This is a genomic window from Actinokineospora spheciospongiae (assembly GCF_000564855.1).
In the GTDB taxonomy this organism is placed as follows: domain Bacteria; phylum Actinomycetota; class Actinomycetes; order Mycobacteriales; family Pseudonocardiaceae; genus Actinokineospora; species Actinokineospora spheciospongiae.
In genome coordinates, this window is sequence record NZ_AYXG01000045.1 from 1 (window position 1) to 16,085 (window position 16,085).

Annotated in this window: 18 protein-coding genes; 14 read left to right on the forward strand and 4 right to left on the reverse strand. The window is 71.2% G+C overall.

Annotation, left to right across the window (positions count from 1 at the left end; genetic code table 11):
• Window positions 1–131: 131 nt before the first annotated feature.
• A complete protein-coding gene (locus UO65_RS06195; RefSeq protein WP_052020798.1) occupies window positions 132–761 on the reverse strand; it encodes a hypothetical protein in 630 nt (209 codons plus the stop codon).
• A 130-nt stretch (window positions 762–891) separates the two neighbouring features.
• Between UO65_RS06195 and UO65_RS33070 the strand changes: the two genes are divergently transcribed.
• The 11 genes from UO65_RS33070 (at window position 892) to atpD (ending at window position 11,146) form a co-directional block, all read left to right on the forward strand.
• The gene (locus UO65_RS33070) at window positions 892–1,779 is read left to right on the forward strand and encodes a tetratricopeptide repeat protein (protein ID WP_052020799.1); all 888 of its coding nucleotides are present in this window, start codon (window positions 892–894) and stop codon (window positions 1,777–1,779) included.
• A gap of 10 nt (window positions 1,780–1,789) precedes the next feature.
• Entirely contained in the window at window positions 1,790–2,440 is a 651-nt protein-coding gene (locus UO65_RS06205) for an L-threonylcarbamoyladenylate synthase (protein ID WP_035279660.1), read from the forward strand.
• A gap of 123 nt (window positions 2,441–2,563) precedes the next feature.
• On the forward strand, window positions 2,564–3,721 hold the full coding sequence (locus UO65_RS06210; RefSeq protein ID WP_035279661.1) for a glycosyltransferase family 4 protein: 1,158 nt from the start codon (window positions 2,564–2,566) through the stop codon (window positions 3,719–3,721).
• A 161-nt stretch (window positions 3,722–3,882) separates the two neighbouring features.
• Complete coding sequence (locus tag UO65_RS06215; protein ID WP_035279664.1) at window positions 3,883–4,368, forward strand: hypothetical protein; 486 nt, start codon at window positions 3,883–3,885, stop codon at window positions 4,366–4,368.
• 222 nt (window positions 4,369–4,590) lie between these two features.
• Window positions 4,591–5,370 carry a F0F1 ATP synthase subunit A gene (gene atpB, locus UO65_RS06220; protein WP_035279666.1) on the forward strand — a complete coding sequence of 260 codons (780 nt, stop codon included), beginning with the start codon at window positions 4,591–4,593 and terminating at the stop codon, window positions 5,368–5,370.
• 63 nt (window positions 5,371–5,433) lie between these two features.
• Window positions 5,434–5,682, forward strand: coding sequence for an ATP synthase subunit c family protein (locus tag UO65_RS06225; protein ID WP_035279667.1), 249 nt, complete (start codon window positions 5,434–5,436; stop codon window positions 5,680–5,682).
• Window positions 5,683–5,710: 28 nt separating this feature from the next.
• Window positions 5,711–6,265, forward strand: coding sequence for a F0F1 ATP synthase subunit B (locus UO65_RS06230; RefSeq protein WP_035279669.1), 555 nt, complete (start codon window positions 5,711–5,713; stop codon window positions 6,263–6,265).
• Between the two features lie 14 nt (window positions 6,266–6,279).
• A complete protein-coding gene (locus UO65_RS06235) occupies window positions 6,280–7,089 on the forward strand; it encodes a F0F1 ATP synthase subunit delta (protein ID WP_035279671.1) in 810 nt (269 codons plus the stop codon).
• Window positions 7,090–7,132: 43 nt separating this feature from the next.
• Complete coding sequence (gene atpA / locus UO65_RS06240) at window positions 7,133–8,773, forward strand: F0F1 ATP synthase subunit alpha (RefSeq protein ID WP_035279673.1); 1,641 nt, start codon at window positions 7,133–7,135, stop codon at window positions 8,771–8,773.
• A 4-nt stretch (window positions 8,774–8,777) separates the two neighbouring features.
• Entirely contained in the window at window positions 8,778–9,701 is a 924-nt protein-coding gene (locus UO65_RS06245; protein ID WP_035279675.1) for a F0F1 ATP synthase subunit gamma, read from the forward strand.
• A gap of 2 nt (window positions 9,702–9,703) precedes the next feature.
• The gene (gene atpD, locus UO65_RS06250) at window positions 9,704–11,146 is read left to right on the forward strand and encodes a F0F1 ATP synthase subunit beta (protein ID WP_035279677.1); all 1,443 of its coding nucleotides are present in this window, start codon (window positions 9,704–9,706) and stop codon (window positions 11,144–11,146) included.
• Between the two features lie 61 nt (window positions 11,147–11,207).
• On the opposite strand, the gene UO65_RS06255 is transcribed toward atpD, so the two are convergent.
• Both UO65_RS06255 and UO65_RS06260 read right to left on the reverse strand, forming a co-directional pair.
• Entirely contained in the window at window positions 11,208–12,515 is a 1,308-nt protein-coding gene (locus UO65_RS06255) for a hypothetical protein (RefSeq protein WP_035279678.1), read from the reverse strand.
• A gap of 2 nt (window positions 12,516–12,517) precedes the next feature.
• The gene (locus UO65_RS06260) at window positions 12,518–13,060 is read right to left on the reverse strand and encodes a SigE family RNA polymerase sigma factor (protein ID WP_233427457.1); all 543 of its coding nucleotides are present in this window, start codon (window positions 13,058–13,060) and stop codon (window positions 12,518–12,520) included.
• Between the two features lie 70 nt (window positions 13,061–13,130).
• Between UO65_RS06260 and UO65_RS06265 the strand changes: the two genes are divergently transcribed.
• On the forward strand, window positions 13,131–13,496 hold the full coding sequence (locus UO65_RS06265; RefSeq protein WP_035279679.1) for a F0F1 ATP synthase subunit epsilon: 366 nt from the start codon (window positions 13,131–13,133) through the stop codon (window positions 13,494–13,496).
• Between the two features lie 26 nt (window positions 13,497–13,522).
• Window positions 13,523–13,966 (forward strand): DUF2550 domain-containing protein, encoded by a 444-nt coding sequence (locus UO65_RS06270; protein ID WP_035279681.1) that lies wholly within the window; start codon window positions 13,523–13,525, stop codon window positions 13,964–13,966.
• A gap of 54 nt (window positions 13,967–14,020) precedes the next feature.
• Here UO65_RS06270 and UO65_RS06275 read toward each other — a convergent pair whose 3' ends face one another.
• Complete coding sequence (locus UO65_RS06275; protein WP_035279683.1) at window positions 14,021–14,593, reverse strand: cob(I)yrinic acid a,c-diamide adenosyltransferase; 573 nt, start codon at window positions 14,591–14,593, stop codon at window positions 14,021–14,023.
• Between the two features lie 101 nt (window positions 14,594–14,694).
• Between UO65_RS06275 and murA the strand changes: the two genes are divergently transcribed.
• Complete coding sequence (gene murA, locus UO65_RS06280; RefSeq protein WP_035279684.1) at window positions 14,695–15,969, forward strand: UDP-N-acetylglucosamine 1-carboxyvinyltransferase; 1,275 nt, start codon at window positions 14,695–14,697, stop codon at window positions 15,967–15,969.
• Window positions 15,970–16,085 lie beyond the last annotated feature (116 nt).

Sequence of the window (16,085 nt, forward strand, 5' to 3'; positions counted from 1 at the left end):
TCGCCATAGGGGCCCCGGCCAAACACATCCACCCAGCCGGGCACACCCACAAACAACCGGCGACGAAGGCAGAGCACATTCACCCAGCCGGGCACCCCAGTGAAAGACCGGGCACACCCACCAGCTCCGAACTACGGCGTGGTCTGCGATACCAGGGTGTCGTAGATCGGCGCCGTCTCAGCCCAGCGAGCAGCCGGAGCGGCGGCGTAGATGAAGTACTCGATGCCGTTGACCCGCCAGTACATCGAGTGCGCGTGCGTGCGGACCGACCCCGGCACCTCGTGTTCGAACTCCCAGTCGACCGCCAGCGTGTCGTGGTAGGTCGTGGTGCCCAGGCTCAGCCGCCGGAAACCGGGGCGGGTGGCGGAGAACGCGCGGTCGTAGTCCACGTGCGACTCCAGCAGCCCGGTCGCGGGGGCGAGGGCGCCGCCGTAGCGCACGAAGCGGTTGGGGTCGGCCGGGTCGGTGGCCTGCATGGCGGCCGGGCCAGAGGACTTCGACACCACCCAGCCCGCCGGGATGGCGGTGACCAGCCCGTTGGGACCGGTGGTCCGCTGGTAGCCCGCGGGCACCGGCATCGCCACCCGCGACGGTCCCGGCGCCCGGCGCGGGTCCGAGAGGGCGGGCGCCTGGCCCGCGGGTGGGCCGGGTGAATCCACGTAGGTCACCACGGGGGGCTGCGAGCCCAGCGCGGCGGGCTCCTTGGGGGCGACCAGCAGGACCGTGCCGACGGCGGCGCTCACCGCCGCGTAGGCGACCACCAGCGAGGAGGCCAGCCAGCGCGAGCTGAGCTGTCCCCCGCGGCGCGGTGTTCGGCGGTTCGTGGCGACTCCCCTGGTCGGCTCCCCGGTTTCGGCGAACTGAGGGTAGCGTGCCGACCCAGGTGATCCAATGCTCCGTACCTGGCAAGACGTCATCGCCAAGTGGCGACTGCTCCCCGACGGCGACGGCGGGAGCGGCGCAGGCGGTGCTGACAGCGCTGACGGCGTCGACGGCGACGCCCCCCGCTCCGCGACCGACGACCCCGGCCCGCAGGCCTTCCGCCGCGGGCGCTCCGCCCTGCTCAGCGGGCGCTTGGACGACGCCTTGGCCGAGTTCGGCCGGGCGGCGGGCACCCGCGCGCACCCGCACGACCACGTCGGCCTCGGCGACGTGGCGCTGGCCCGCGGCCAGGTCCGCTCGGCCGTCGTCAGCTACCGCACCGCCCTCGAACTGGCCCCCGGCGACCGCCTGGCGCTGCTCGGGCTGTCGCAGGCCAGGGTGGCCAGTGGCGACGCCGAGGCGGCCGCCGCCGAGCTGGAGCAGGCCTTCGGCGCCGAGGCCGACCCGGTCCTGCGCTACTACCTGGCCAGCACCTGGTGCTCGGCCGCCGACCAGGTCCGCGGCCGCACCGGCGACGGCGCTCTCGCCTTCACCGACGAGCGCCAGCTCGCGGTCTGCGAGGACGCCGCCCACCGCATCCTCGAACTCGACGTCGCCGACGAGGAGCTGCGCCGCGCCGCGCAGCGGCTGCTCTCGGAGGTGCGCGCGGGCAGGCGCTACCGGTGGCGGCCCGAGGGCATCGCGGTGAGCCTGCTCGTCCTCGCCGTCTCCCTCGGCCTGACCCTCGTCGCCATCGGCGGGCTCAGCGGCAGCCCGCCGCTGGTGGTCGCGGGGATCGTCACCGGCAGCGTGCTGCTCTACCTGATCGTCGTGCGCTTCCGCAGGCAGACCTGGCGGGAGAAACCCGCCCGCGGGGCAGGCCGAGGCGCGTCCGGTTCGGGAATCGGACACCGCTAGAGTCGCCGGGGTGACCACGGTCTACGACTGCAGCGTCCCCGACGAGCGCGCCGACGGACTCAGCGCCGCCGCGAGTGCCGTGCGGGCGGGCCGGTCGGTCGTGCTCCCCACCGACACCGTCTACGGCATCGGCTGCGACGCCTTCTCCCGCGGCGCGGTCACCTCCCTGCTGGCCGCCAAGCGCCGCGGCCCGGACATGCCGGTCGGCGTCCTGGTCGGGTCCTGGGCCACCATCGACGGCCTGGTGCTGTCGGTGCCGCACGAGGCGCGGGTGCTGGTCGAGGCGTTCTGGCCGGGGGACCTGTCGATCGTGCTCCCGCACGCCCCGTCGTTGCAGTGGGACCTCGGCGACACCGGGCAGACGGTGATGCTGCGGATGCCGCTGCACCCGGTGGCCATCGAACTGCTGCGCGAGGTGGGCCCGATGGCGGTCTCCAGCGCCAACCGCTCCGGCAACCCCCCCGCCGCCAGCGCGCAGGAGGCGGTGGCGCAGTTCGGCGAGGACGTCCCCGTCTACCTCGACGGCGGCCCGTCCGGGGAGCCGGTGCCCTCCACCATCGTGAGCCTCGTCGGCCCGCGCCCGGTCGTGCTGCGCGAGGGCGCGGTCAGCCTCGCCGCGGTCGCCGAGGCGCTGGGCACCGAGGTCCCGCTCGCCCACTAGCGTGAACACCGCCCCACTCCCGCTCGCCCACCCCACCCGCACCCGCCCGCAGGAGATCCGACCCGCCGTGCCCCTCCCCACCCCGGGCGCCGCCCGCCCAGCCGCTCGAAGGAGCTAGCGGGCGTGCCCCCCCTCAGCGGATTCGCCCCGGCGGGGCTCCCGGTCCGGGAGTACCTGCTCGTCGGGCTCATCACGGCGGTGCTGACGTTCCTGCTGACCGGGCTGGTGCGGCTGTTCGCCATCCGGATCGGCGCCGTGGCCTACCCCAGGCAGCGCGACGTGCACGTGGTGCCGATGCCGCGGATGGGCGGGGTCGCGATGTACCTGGGGGTGTGCGGCGGGATGCTGCTGGCCCACCAGCTCCCGGTGCTGCGCCGCGCCTTCGACTACACCTGGGACCCGGTCGCGGTGCTGATCGGCGGCGGGGTGATCGTCCTCATCGGCATGCTCGACGACCGGTTCGAGCTGGACTCGCTGACGAAGTTCGCCGGGCAGACCACCTGCGCGGGGGTGCTGGTGCTCTTCGGCATCCAGTGGTTCGTGCTGTGGGTGCCGTGGGGCGGCGACGCCGACAACGTCGGGGCGGTGCTGATCCTCGACCAGAACCAGGGCGGGCTGCTGGCGATCCTGCTGGCGGTCACCATGGTCAACGCGATGAACTTCGTCGACGGCCTCGACGGCCTCGCGGCGGGCATCGGGCTGATCGCCGCAGCGGCCACCTGCGCGTTCTCGCTGCACCTGCTCGACCAGTCCAACGGCGACGTCAACAACTACCCGCCCGCCCTGATCGCGGCGACCCTCGCGGGCGCCTGCCTGGGATTCCTGCCGCACAACTTCCAACCCGCGCGCATCTTCATGGGCGACTCCGGGTCCATGCTGATCGGGCTGATGCTGGCCGCGGCCAGCACCTCGGCCTCCGGCCGGGCGAACCCGTCGCTGTGGGGCGCCACCGAGACGATCGCCGTGCTGTCGCCGCTGTTCATCGTGGCCGCCGTCCTCTTCGTCCCGCTGCTCGACCTGCTGATGGCGGTGGTGCGGCGCACCCGGCGCGGGGAGAGCCCGTTCGCCGCCGACAAGATGCACCTGCACCACCGAATGCTCGCCGTGGGCCACTCGCAGCGCCGGGCCGTGCTGCTGATCTACCTGTGGGCGGGGGTGCTCGCGTTCGGCGCGGTGGCGCTGACCGTGTTCGACGTGTTCTTCGTCACCTGGGGCCTGGTGCTGGCGGTCGTGGTCGCGGCGGCGGCATCATTCCTGCCGTCGGTGCGCTCAGCGAAGTGAGCAAAAGCGAGGCGCGCTCAGCGGGCGTGATCTTCACTATGTGTCGCCGGGCCGGGTTTGCCTGGACACTGGCCGTGACGGACGCTCCACATCGGCGTGTGACCCGCGGGGTGTGGTCCTGCCGTCGGTGATCGACATCGCGGTCCCTACACTGGGAAGCGATGAGCGAGAACCCCGACACCACACCCGACTCCGCGACGGCCACCCGGCCGCAGCGGCAGTCAGATCCGCACGCGCGGGCCATGCTGACCCTGGCGGGGGCCATGTTCCGCTACGCGCTGTGGCCGTCGGTGGGCACCGCGGTGCTCGGTGTCGTCCTCTTCGGACTCCTGCGTGGCGGCGCGGGGGCCTTCGGGGCGGCCGTGGGCGGAGCGCTGGCCTGCGTGTCCTCGCTGATCACGCTGGCCCTGATGCGGGCGACCGCGCACCAGGGCCCGCACATCGGGATGGCCGCCTCCCTGGGCGGTTTCGTGGGCAAGCTGCTGCTCCTGCTGATCGTGATGACGCTGCTGCGCGGGGTGGACGCGCTGGAGCCGAAGTCGCTGGGCATCACCATGATCGCCGTGGTGGTCGTGGCCGCCGGTGCCGAGGCGCTGGCGTTCCGCAGGACCAAGCTGCCCACGATCATCCCGGCGGGCGAGGAGTAGGCACCCCTACCGAGCAGTACACCCGTTCGGAGACCGAAAGGTCCCTGATAGGGTCCGTTTCATCGGCGGCGTCGCCGCGCTTCGCGCATGCCGCCGGGAGGCCTCCGAGCAGTGGGTGGCCGCCCGCAGACAGGCCAAGGTTGTCAGGTACGTTACGTCCTGATCGTGACGATTCCCCCGGCGGAGTGAACGCCGGCCGGGAGAACCGGAAGGAGCCCACAGTTGGGCAGGCTGGTGCTAGCCGAGGGTGACGTCTTCGCACCCCCGGGCGTGAAGGACTTTTTCCTCCCGCCGATTTTCGGTGAGGTCACCAAGCCGATGGTGCTGGTGGTGCTCTCCGTCATCATCATCTCGGCCTTCTTCGTCCTCTCCTCGCGCAACCTCAAGATCATCCCGGGGAAGTGGCAGTTCGCCGTCGAATCGGTCTACGACTTCGGCCGCAACAACATCGCCAGGGAGCAGATCGGTTCGAAGGAGTTCAAGCCCTTCGTCCCGTTCATTCTCTCACTGTTCACCTTCGTGTTGGTGAACAACATCTACGGCATCATCCCGGTCCTGCAATTCCCGACGATGGCGAAGATCGGCTTCCCGCTGACGCTCGCGGTGATGGTCTACTTCGTCTACCACTGGGTCGGCTTCAAGAAGTTCGGGTTCGTCGGGTACCTCAAGAACCAGACCGTGCCCCCCGGCGCCCCCGGGCCGATCTACCTCCTGCTGACTCCCATCGAGTTCCTGCAGAAGTTCGTGCTGAACCCGATCACGCTGGCGATCCGAGTCTTCGCCGCCATGTTCGCGGGACACCTCATCCTCCTGGTGTTCACCCTCGGTGGTGAGTACCTGCTGCTGCACGCCGCCGGACCGCTCAAGCCGGTCTCGATCGTCTCCTGGGCCTTCGCCATCGCGATGACCTTCCTGGAGGCGTTCATCCAGGTGTTGCAGGCCTACATCTTCGCGCTGCTGTCGGCCAACTACATCGGCATGGCCCTCGCCGAAGACCACTAGGAAAAACCACTCAAGCCCCCGATCCGCGGGTTCCCGCGGACCGAGTTGGAAAGGGAAACACAAGTGAGCAGTGTTGTTCTCGCCCAGGAAGCCGTGAACCTCAACCAGGGTCTCGCCGCGATCGGCTACGGTCTTGGCGCGATCGGCCCCGGCGTCGGCGTCGGTCTGATCTGGGCCGCGGTCATCAACGGCACCGCCCGTCAGCCGGAGGCCCAGAGCAAGCTCATGAGCATCGCCTGGACGACCTTCGTCCTGGTCGAGGTCCTCGCGCTGATCGGTCTGGTCGTCTACTTCATCGCGTCCGGCGGCTGATCCAGCTCTACTCGTCTAGGGAGTCGTCGTGCTGAAGTCAGTACTCATCCTGGCAGCCGAAGAGGAACCGCTGAACCCGGTCCTGCCGCACCCCGTGGAGATCATCCTCGGTGCGGTCGCGTTCCTGCTCCTGCTGTTCGTCATCTCGAAGTTCGTCACGCCCCGGTTCGAGAAGCTCTACGAGGAGCGGACCGCCAAGATCGAGGGTGGCATCGAGAAGGCGGAGGCCGCGCAGGTCGAGGCCGAGGCCGCGTTGCAGCAGTACAAGGCGCAGCTCGCCGAGGCCAGGGCCGAGTCCGCCCGCATCCGGGACGACGCCCGCGCCGAGGCCGAGCAGATCAAGGAAGAACTCCGGGCCCAGGCCCAGGAGGAGTCCGCGCGGATCGTGGCGCAGGGACAGGCGCAGCTCGAGGCGCAGCGCGCGCAGATCGTCGCCGAGCTGCGCGCCGAACTGGGCCGCAACGCGGTCGAGTTGGCCAGTCGCATCGTGGGTGAGTCCCTGGAGGACGAGACCCGTCGTCGCGGCACCGTCGACCGGTTCCTCACCGAGCTCGACTCGGTGTCGGCCCCGGCGAAGAGCTAGGGGAGACGCCGCAGATGACATTCCACGCCGCGAGCCGGGAAGCCCTCGCCGCCGTCGAGCTGACCCTGCTCGACGTCCCCGAGGGCACCGCGGGCAGCCTGGGTGCCGAGCTGTTCGCGGTGGCCGGACTGCTCGACCGGGAGGTCGGCCTGCGCCGCACCCTGGCCGACTCGTCCACCGACCCGTCGTCCCGCGAAGGGCTCGCCACGAGCCTGCTGTCGGGCAAGGTCACCGACCAGACCCTGACGGTGGTCACCGCCGCCGTCGGCGCCCGGTGGTCCAGCCCCCGGCAGTTGGTCGACGGCCTGGAGTCGCTGGCCACCACCGCGCTGCTGGTGTCCGCCGAGCGGGCGGGCGACCTCGACTCGGTCGAGGACGAGCTGTTCCGGCTCGGCCGCATCGTCGCCGACCAGACCGAGCTGGAGCGGGTGCTCACCAGCCGCTCCGCGCCCGTCGAGGGCAAGCTGGCGCTGGTCCGCGACCTGATCGGCGGCAAGGTCGCCCCCACGACCGAGGCGCTGGTGGAGAACCTGGTCGCGCAGCCGCGCGGCCGCGGCCTGGTCCCCGGCCTGGAGGCGCTCGCCACCGAGGCGGCCAAGCGCCGGGAGCGCTCGGTGGCGCACGTGATCTCGGCGGGCCCGCTGTCGGCGGTGCAGCAGGAGAAGCTGTCGGCCTCGCTGCAGCGGATCTACAACCGGCCGATCGCACTGCACCTCGAGGTCGACCCCGACCTCGGCGGCGGCCTGGTCATCAAGGTCGGCGACGAGGTCATCGACGGCAGCACCCGAGGACGGCTCGACGCGCTGCGGCGCCGGTTCGCCTGACCCCCTAGAACTTTTCCAGAACGAAGCGAGAGCAGGAACTTTCATGGCGGAGCTGACGATCTCGTCGGACGAGATCCGCAGTGCGATCGAGAACTACGTCTCCAGCTACTCCCCGGACGTGAACCGGGAAGAGGTCGGAACGGTCTCCGACACCGGCGACGGCATCGCCCACGTGGAGGGCCTGCCCTCGGCCATGGCCAACGAGCTGCTGGAGTTCCCCGGTGGCATCGTCGGCGTGGCGCTGAACCTCGACGCCCGCGAGATCGGTGCCGCCATCCTCGGCGACTACGACAAGATCGAGGAGGGCCAGGAGGTCAAGCGGACCGGCCGGGTCCTCTCGGTGCCGGTGGGCGACGCCTTCCTCGGCCGGGTCATCGACCCGCTGGGCAACCCGATCGACGGCCTCGGCGACATCGCCGCGGACGAGCAGCGCGCGCTGGAGCTGCAGGCGGCCACCGTCGTGCAGCGCCAGCCGGTCGAGGAGCCGATGCCCACCGGCATCAAGGCCATCGACGCGATGACCCCGATCGGCCGCGGCCAGCGCCAGCTCATCATCGGTGACCGCAAGACCGGCAAGACCACGGTCTGCGTCGACACCATCATCAACCAGAAGAAGGCCTGGGAGACCGGCGACCCGAAGCAGCAGGTCCGCTGCATCTACGTCGCCGTCGGCCAGAAGGGCTCCACCATCGCGGGCGTCAAGTCCGCCCTGGAGGACGCGGGCGCGCTGGAGTACACCACCATCGTCGCCGCCCCCGCCTCGGACTCCGCGGGCTTCAAGTGGCTCGCGCCCTACACCGGCTCCGCGCTCGGCCAGCACTGGATGTACCAGGGCAAGCACGTCCTGATCATCTTCGACGACCTGACCAAGCAGGCCGAGGCCTACCGCGCCATCTCGCTGCTGCTGCGCCGCCCGCCGGGCCGCGAGGCGTACCCGGGTGACGTCTTCTACTTGCACTCCCGCCTGCTGGAGCGCTGCGCGAAGCTCTCCGACGAGCTGGGCGGCGGCTCGATGACCGGTCTGCCGATCATCGAGACCAAGGCGAACGACATCTCCGCCTACATCCCCACCAACGTCATCTCCATCACCGACGGGCAGTGCTTCCTCGAGTCCGACCTGTTCAACTCGGGTCAGCGCCCGGCGGTCAACGTCGGCACCTCGGTCTCCCGCGTCGGCACCGCCGCGCAGACCAAGGCGATGAAGTCGGTCGCCTCGACGCTGCGCCTGGAGCTGGCCCAGTACCGCGAGCTGGAGGCGTTCGCCGCCTTCGCCTCCGACCTGGACGCCACCTCGAAGGCCCAGCTCGAGCGCGGCACCCGGATGATGGAGCTGCTCAAGCAGGGCCAGTACTCCCCGGTGTCGATGGAGGAGCAGGTCGTCTCCATCTGGATCGGCACCAAGGGCCACCTCGACGACATCGCCATCGGCGACGTCCGCCGGTTCGAGGCGGAGGTGCTGGACAACATCCGCCACCGCCACGCGGGCATCCTGGACGAGATCCGCACCGACAAGAAGCTGACCGACGACAACGCCGACCGGCTCAAGGCGGCCGTGGTGGACTTCAAGAAGTCCTTCACCGGCTCCGACGGCAAGACGGTCGTCGAGGCCGACGCCGAGGCGATGGACGCGTCCGAGGTCGGCCAGGAGACGGTGAAGGTCAACAAGCCCACGCCGAAGGCCTGACGAGATGGCACAACTCCGGGAAATCCGACAGCGGATCAAGTCCGCCCAGTCGTTCAAGAAGATCTTCAAGGCGCAGGAGCTGATCGCCACCTCGCGGATCAGCCGGGCGCAGGCGCGGGTCGCGGCCGCCAAGCCGTACTCCGACGAGATCACCTCGGTGCTGACCGAGCTGGCCACCGGCGCCACCAACCTGGACTCGCCGCTGCTCGTCGAGCGGCAGCGCACCGGGCGCGCGGCGGTGCTCGTCATCACCTCCGACCGCGGTCTGTGCGGCGGCTACAACGCCAACGTGCTGCGCGCGGCCGAGGAGTTGCAGTCGCTGCTGCGCGAGCAGGGCAAGACCCCGGTGGTCTACGTGGTCGGGCGCAAGGGGCTGAACTACTACCGGTTCCGCGACCGCGAGGTCGCGGGGAGCTGGACCGGGTTCTCCGAGGCGCCCGGCTACCAGCACGCGGCGGAAGCGGGGTCGACCCTGGTCAGCGCCTTCCTCAGCGGCGCGGACGACGAGGGCGACCGGCCGGGTCCGGACGGGGTCCTCGGCGTGGACGAGCTGCACGTCGTCTACACCGAGTTCGTGTCGATGCTGTCGCAGAAGCCGGTCGCCACGCGCGTCGCGCCGCTGGAGGTCGAGTACTCGGAGCAGACGCTGACCTCGGCGTACTCGTTCGAGCCCAGCGCCGAGGTGCTCCTCGGCAACCTGCTCCCGAAGTACATCAACACGCGGATCTTCGCGGCGCTGCTGGAGTCGGCGGCGTCGGAGTCGGCCGCCCGGCGGACGGCCATGAAGGCCGCCACCGACAACGCCGACGAGCTCGTCCGCAGCTTCACCCGCGTTGCCAACCAGGTCCGCCAGGCGCAGATCACGCAGGAGATCAGCGAGATCGTCGGTGGCGTAGAGGCGCTCTCTGCCGCAGGAAGTGATGAATAGCCATGACCGCTGTCCAGGAACCCACCACCAGCACCGCCACCGGTCGCGTGGTCCGCGTCATCGGCCCCGTGGTCGACGTCGAGTTCCCGCGTGACTCGGTGCCGGACCTCTACAACGCCCTGACCGTCAAGGTCGAGCTCGAGGCGCTGAAGAAGACCATCACCCTCGAGGTCGCCCAGCACCTCGGCGACAACCTGGTGCGCTGCATCTCCATGGCGCCGCAGGACGGCCTGGTGCGCGGCGCCCCCGTCACCGACACCGGCGCGGCCATCTCGGTCCCGGTCGGCGACGCCGTCAAGGGCCACGTGTTCAACGCGCTCGGCGAGTGCCTGGACAAGCCCGGGCACGCCGCGGACGCCGAGAAGTGGCGCATCCACCGCCGTCCCCCGGCGTTCGACCAGCTCGAGGGTCGGACCAAGATGCTGGAGACCGGCGTCAAGGTCATCGACCTGCTGACCCCGTACGTCGAGGGCGGCAAGATCGGCCTGTTCGGCGGCGCGGGCGTGGGCAAGACGGTGCTCATCCAGGAGATGATCACCCGCATCGCCCGCAACTTCGGTGGCACCTCGGTGTTCGCCGGGGTCGGCGAGCGCACCCGCGAGGGCACCGACCTCTTCCTGGAGATGGAGGAGATGGGTGTCCTCCCGGACACCGCGCTGGTCTTCGGCCAGATGGACGAGCCGCCGGGCACCCGGATGCGCGTCGCGCTGTCCGCGCTGACCATGGCGGAGTACTTCCGCGACGTCCAGAACCAGGACGTGCTGCTGTTCATCGACAACATCTTCCGGTTCACCCAGGCCGGTTCGGAGGTGTCGACCCTGCTGGGCCGCATGCCGTCCGCCGTGGGCTACCAGCCGACGCTGGCCGACGAGATGGGTGAGCTGCAGGAGCGGATCACCTCGACCCGCGGTCGCTCGATCACCTCGATGCAGGCGATCTACGTCCCCGCGGACGACTACACCGACCCGGCGCCCGCCACCACCTTCGCCCACCTGGACGCGACGACGGAACTCTCCCGTCCGATCTCCCAGAAGGGCATCTACCCGGCGGTCGACCCGCTGACCTCGTCCTCCCGAATCCTCGACCCCGGCGTGGTCGGCGAGGAGCACTACCGGGTGGCCCAGGAGGTCAAGCGCATCCTGCAGAAGTACAAGGAGCTGCAGGACATCATCGCCATCCTCGGCATGGACGAGCTGTCCGAAGAGGACAAGGTGACGGTCAACCGCGCCCGGCGCATCGAGCGCTTCCTGTCGCAGAACTTCTTCGTCGCGGAGAAGTTCACCGGCGACGTGGGCTCGTTCGTGAAGCTCTCGGACACCATCGAGGCCTTCGACAAGGTCGCCAAGGGCGAGTACGACCACGTCCCGGAGCAGGCCTTCCTGTCGATCGGTGGCCTCGACGACCTCGAGCGCCGCTACCACGAGCTGACCGGCAAGAAGAAGTAGTACCGCCACAGCGCACGAGAGGGGCCGGTGTCCACACGGACACCGGCCCCTCGTGCTGTTCTCAGAAGACGATGACCCGGGGGGCCGCACTGCCGCCGCTGAATTCGAGCGCGGTCGCGGTCATCGGGACGATCGCCGCGCCCACCCCCGCCTCGACCCAGGGCCCCGCCCCGGTGCGGTGGCGCAGCCGGGCCCCCGGCCGGGCGACGAGCCTGCCCAGGCCGCCCGGGAGCACCTGGTCGACGAACAGTGTCTCCTGGTCCAGCGAGGGTGCTCCCAGGCAGGTCATCCAGTCGACCACCCCGGCTCGGTCGACGATCATCACGTACACGCGGGTGCCCACGCCGGACTGCTGGAGCACGAAGCTGCGCAGCACCCGGCCGTCCGGCAGGTCGGCCACGGCCTGCCAGCGGAAGTCCTCCCCGTACCCGAGCGGGTCGATGATGCCCGCCTGCCGCAGCGAGTCGACGGCATCCGCGCCGAGCAACGGCTCGGTGGTGCCCCCCACCAGGGCAGGGGGGCCGTCGTAGGGGCGCAGGTCTGCGGTGATCCCGTACAGGTGGCTCCGCTGCCCGGCGAAGGTCGAGTTGTGGCTGTACTCGAAGGTTGCCACGGCGTCGATCGGTTGCGACAGGTCGGGTGAGCCGGAAAGCCGGGCACCGGAGGTGCCGGACGGTTCGGGCAGGGTGGCGAACGCCATGCCGTCGAGGTCGGTCATCGGGGTCCACGTCCGGGTGCCGCGACCGTCCGCGCCGATGTCGAACCTGGGCGAGGAGTAGGCGGTGCCGCCCAGTGCCAGGGCGTTGAGGTTCCCGATGCCGAACAGGAACCCGATCCGCTCGCCCCGGGCGAGCCCACCGGGCGGCACGTCCTGGATGACGATCGGCTCGTCGCCGTGCAGCAGGCCGAGGGCCGGGGAGGCGGCGGGGGAGGGGCCCGGCTGGTCGACCAGCGCCATGCGGCCCTCGGGGGTGGTGCCCGCCCAGTAGACGTGCGGTTCCCCGGTGAGGGCGCTGAGGAGGTCCCTGTTGGGTGAGGTCGGGATCTTCTGCCGCCACGCGGCGAGCACCTTCGCCAGGTACGCCTGGTCGCCCGCCAGGTCGCCCCGGGTCGGGCCGTCGAAGCTGATGGGGGCGGGGGTGGCGACGGGGGGTCGGGCTGGTGCCTGTTCAGGGCGCCCGCCGGTCGACCAGGCGACGGCTCCGGCGGTCAGGGCGACCACCAGGACCGCCGTGCCGCCCGCCAGGGTGCGCCTGCGCCGGGTCCTGGCGCGGTGGGCGCCGCGCAGCACGTCGTCGGTGAAGCCCGGGCGGGGGCGCACGTCTTCGGTGGCCGCGCGCAGGGCGGTGGTCAGGTCTTCGGTGTCCACGATCAGCTCCTCACCGGTGTGTCGAGCAGGGTGCGCAGGCGCTCCAGGCCGCGCGAGGTCTGGCTCTTGACCGTGCCGACGCCGCAGCCCAGGGCGGCGGCGGTGTCGGCTTCGGACAGGTCGTCGAAGAAGCGCAGGACCAGCACCGCGCGCATCCGCGGTGGCAGCCCGCCAAGGGCCGTGGCCACCCGGTCGCGGTCGGCGAGGCGGGCGGCCTCGTCGGTCCACGTGCCCGGGTCGGCGGCCCGCTCCAGCGGTGCCTCCGGCACCCGGCGGGAGCGGGTGCGCCAGCGGTTGGCCGCCGCGTTGGCCAGGCCCGCGCGGACGTAGGGCTCCAGTCCGCCGCGCACCCGGCCGCGTTTGCGGTAGGTGCGTTCGAGGACGTCTTGCAGCAGGTCTTCGGCCGCGCCCCGGTCCCCGCCGCAGAGCAGGTAGGCCGTGCGCAGCAGGGCCGTGGCCCGGTTCGCCACGAAGTCGGTGAACTCGTCCGGTTCGATCGCCGTCACCCCCAGGGGTTCGTTCTGCACCACTGTGCCCAGTGACACCGGGCTGACTGGGGAGGTTGCGCCGGTTCCGACTAGACTGTGCGGTAACCGCGAGCCGAAGGAGATACGCGTGGCTGAGATGTCCGTCCAGCTGGTCGCCGTGGAACGACGCCTGTGGTCGGGCACCGGCACGTTCGTGTCCGCCCAGACCCTCGAGGGTGAGATCGGCATCCTGCCCGGCCACGAGCCCGTCCTCGGCCAGCTCATCGAGGGCGGCGTGGTGAAGATCAGGACCGCCGAGGGCGAAACCATCGTCGCCGCCGTGCACGGCGGGTTCCTCTCGGTGACCGCCGAGGCGGTCAGCATCCTGGCCGAGTCGGCCGAGCTGTCCACCGAGATCGACGTGAACGCGGCCCGCTCGGCGCTCAACGCCGACGACGGGGAAGCCCGGACCAGGGCGGCTGCCCAGCTCCGCGCCGCCGAGCAGTCGGCCTGATGACGGCCTAGGGGCGGGGGCGGCCGGTGGACATCAGCGATGTGGTCGTCGTCGTCCTGGCCGCCGTCCTGCTCCTGCTGCTCCTGCTCGTCTACCGCCGCCTGCGGCTGCTGCGCTCCGGCGGCATCCACGTGGCCATGCGCGTGCGCATCGACGACTCCGGCAAGGGCTGGCACCTGGGTGTGGGCCGCTACCAGGGCGACGAGTTCGCCTGGTTCCGCGCGCTGAGCCTGCGCGCGGGCCCCGACCGGGTGATCAGCCGCGAGGGCCTGGAGATCGCCGCGCGCCGCGACCCCGGGCGCGCCGAGACCCCGAACATGCCGCAGGGCTCCCGGGTGCTGCGCTTCGACACCCCGCCGGGCTCACCGACCCCCGCCTTCGAGATCGCGATGAGCACCGACACGCTCACCGGGTTCCTGTCCTGGCTGGAGAGCGCCCCGCCCGGCCGCCGCCTGCCCTGGGCCTCCTGATCCACCACTGAGCCCGGACCCGCGAGCGGGTCCGGGCTCAGTGGTCTGCGGGGGTCAGGCGTTCTGGCCGGGCTGCCAGAGCACGTCGCCGTCCGGGTTCGCCACCCGGCCCAGCACGAACAGCAGGTCGGACAGGCGGTTGAGGTACTTGGCGGCCAATGTGTTGGTGCGCTCGCCGTCCTCCTCGATGAGCAGCCAGGCGCTGCGCTCGGCGCGGCGGGTCACCGTGCGCGCCACGTGCAGCAGGGCCGCGCCGGGGGTGCCGCCGGGGAGGATGAACGAGTTCAGCTTGCCCAGGCGGCCGTTGAAGTCGTCGATCCAGCCCTCGAGCCGGGTGATGTAGGGCTCGGTGATCCGCAGCGCCGGGTACGGCGGGTCGGGGACGATCGGGGCGCACAGGTCGGCGCCGACGTCGAACAGGTCGTTCTGCACCGAGCGCAGCACGTCGGCCAGTTCGCCGGTCAGCGCGCCCAGGGCGACCGCGACCCCGATGGCCGAGTTGGCCTCGTCCACGTCGGCGTAGGCACCCAACCGGGCCGACGTCTTCGGGACCCGGGAACCGTCGCCGAGCGCGGTCGTGCCGTTGTCGCCGACCTTGGTGTACACCCGCGTGATGTGGACCGACATGCTCCCCACCCTAGCCGGCCGCGGCCCCCCGACCGGTGTGAGAGCGGACTCCGCATCACCCACCCGCCTCGCCCCCGGGCGGGCGGGGCATCATTGCCCCCGTGACAGAGCACTTCCAGGTCCGCGGCGGCGCCCGGCTCGTCGGCGAGGTCGACGTCGTCGGCGCGAAGAACAGCGTGCTCAAGCTCATGGCGGCGGCACTGCTCGCCGAGGGCACCACCACGATCACCAACTGCCCGCAGATCCTCGACGTCCCGCTGATGGGCGACGTGCTGCGCAGCCTCGGCTGCCAGGTCGACCTCGACGGCGACACCGCGGTCATCACCACCCCGGCCGAGCTGAACCACCGCGCCGACTCGGCGTCGATGGGCAAGCTGCGCGCCTCGGTGTGCGTGCTCGGGCCGCTGGTGGGCCGGTGCAAGCGGGCGGTGGTGGCGCTGCCCGGCGGGGACGCGATCGGCTCGCGCCCGCTGGACATGCACCAGAACGGGCTGCGCCAGCTCGGCGCCACCAGCGAGATCGAACACGGCTGCGTGGTCGCCGAGGCCGAGGGCCTGCACGGCGCGCAGATCTGGCTGGACTTCCCCAGCGTCGGCGCCACCGAGAACATCCTGATGGCCGCCGTCCTCGCCGACGGCACCACGGTGATCGACAACGCCGCGCGCGAGCCGGAGATCGTCGACCTGTGCCTGATGCTGCAGCAGATGGGCGCCAAGGTCGAGGGCGCGGGCACCTCCACGCTCACCGTGCACGGCGTGACCTCGCTGCAACCCACCACGCACCGGGTGGTCGGCGACCGCATCGTCGGCGCCACCTGGGCCTTCGCCGCCGCCATGACCCGCGGCGACATCACCGTGCGCGGGGTCGACCCGCACCACCTCGACCTGGTGCTGGAGAAGCTGCGCACCGCGGGCGCGGAGATCACCACCGAGACCGACGGCTTCCGCGTGGTGCAGCGCGACCGGCCCGGCGCGGTCGACTTCGTGACCCTGCCCTACCCGGGCTTCGCCACCGACCTGCAACCGTTCGCCATCGCGCTGACCGCCATCGCCGACGGCACCTCGATGATCACCGAGAACCTGTTCGAGGCCCGCTTCCGGTTCGTCGAGGAAATGGTCCGCCTCGGCGCCGACGCCCGCACCGACGGCCACCACGCCGTCGTCCGCGGCGTCCCCCGGCTCTCCAGCGCCCCGGTGTGGGCCAGCGACATCCGCGCGGGGGTGGGGTTGGTCCTGGCGGGGTTGTGCGCTGACGGGGTCACCGAGGTGTGGGACGTGTTCCACATCGACCGCGGCTACCCGATGTTCGTGGAGAACATGCAGCGCTTGGGCGCTGACGTGCACCGAGTCGACGCTGAGCCCGAGCGCGCGCTCTGACCTGTTGCGTGTTCTTGAAGCCCGGGGCTTTGGGTGCCCGGGTGGATGTGCTTGGCCGGGCCTGTGTCCCGCAAAGCCCGGTCGTTTGTCGTGGGTGCCCGGCTGGGTGGATGTGT